The following is a 1,500-nucleotide window of genomic DNA, read 5'->3' as shown; positions in this document are numbered from 1 at the left end:
GATAGGAGGTTACTCATTAGTTGAGTAGCCGACCTTCCACACCACCGTACGTACCGTTCGGTATACGGCGGTTCCTAAGTTTACACCTTAACAGTTTTGAAATGTTCCGAGAAAGATGCGTATCCTGCTTGTTTTAGGCGAGCATCGGTTACAGTCGTGCTTAAAATTGGGCTTTTGGCAATCCGCCAATAGCCTTTTCTTGTACACGCGAACTTGAGAGCTGTGTTGTGGTTGTTTCCGAATTTACGTAGCATTGCGTATCTGGTTCGAACTCGTTTCCATCGTTTCCAGATATACATCCGTAACCTTCGTCTTAACCATTGATCTGTTCCTTTGAGCAATTTCTTCATATCTGCGAGTTTGAAATAATTAGTCCATCCCGTGATATATTGTTTCAGCTGTAATTTCAGCCGTTCATATCCAAGCCCATTGCTTCTAGCCGTGAGCTCTTTTATCCTTGCTTTCATTTTGCTGACGCTCTTTGCGTGGATGCGTAGTTTGATTCCGTCTTTCGACGGGTAAAATCCGTATCCTAGGAACTTAATCTTGCCGATGTAGGCAACCACTGTTTTCTCTCTGTTTACCTTTAGCCGCAGTTTCCCTTCGATGTAGGGCAGAATGTGGTCTAACATCCGCTGCGCTGATCGCTTTGTCTTGGCAAAAAGAAGCATATCGTCGGCGTACCTGACAAATCTGATTCCTCTGCGTTCCAGCTCTCGGTCAAGTTCGTTCAGCATAACATTACTACACAAAGGGCTAATATTCCCGCCTTGAACGAGCCCGAGCTCTGTTTCCTCGAACTTTCCCTTGTTCATCGCTCCTGCCAGTAGGTACTTGTGTATGAGGGATACCACTCTGCCATCTTTAATGGTTCTAGAAAGCAATTCGATCATCTTCGATTGGTTGACCGTATCAAAGAATTTCTCCAAATCCATGTCGACAACATAGGTATATCCTTGATTTGCATACTCCCTACACTTTCTCAACGCGTCATGAGCGCTTCTCTTGGGTCTGAAACCATAACTTGTTTCAGCGAATTGCGGTTCGAAGATGGGCGACAGCACTTGCGTGATGGCTTGCTGTAACACTCTGTCTACTGCTGTTGGGATTCCAAGCGTACGCCTTTTCCCATTGTCCTTCGGTATTTCAACCCTACGGACTGGATTTGGACGGTATTTCCCGTCCAGAACAAGCTTTACAAGTTCATCCCCGTTGTCTTTGAGATATTGCAGAAGATGCTCTACTTTCATCCCATCGACACCATGTGAACCTTTGTTCCTCTTCACTTGCTTGTAAGCCTCGTTAAGATTTACTCGGTTCAAGATTCTCTCTAAAAGCCCGCTCTCTCGACTGTTGGCATTGGTGTTGTTGTTTTCAGTTATCCGCTTGTCGGTAAGCACTCCCGCATACCCTTCGTGTTCCGCACTATCTCTTTGCGGGCAGCCCTTGCTACAGCAAGGTATTCTGCTTTCTTTTGTCCCGACTTTGGTAACATTCATT

1 protein-coding gene is annotated in these 1,500 nt (G+C 45.6%); it reads right to left on the bottom strand.

Annotated elements, in window-relative coordinates; genetic code table 11:
- Positions 1-80 precede the first annotated feature (80 nt).
- Positions 81-1,499 carry a group II intron reverse transcriptase/maturase gene (gene ltrA / locus M3202_RS21940; RefSeq protein WP_251225347.1) on the bottom strand — a complete coding sequence of 473 codons (1,419 nt, stop codon included), beginning with the start codon at positions 1,497-1,499 and terminating at the stop codon, positions 81-83.
- Position 1,500 lies beyond the last annotated feature (1 nt).

It is taken from the genome of Halalkalibacter oceani (assembly GCF_023715605.1).
GTDB classification, from domain to species: Bacteria; Bacillota; Bacilli; order Bacillales; family Bacillaceae_D; genus Halalkalibacter; species Halalkalibacter oceani.
The sequence above is the reverse complement of the archived record's forward strand: the minus strand, read 5'-3'. Positions and strand labels throughout refer to the sequence as shown.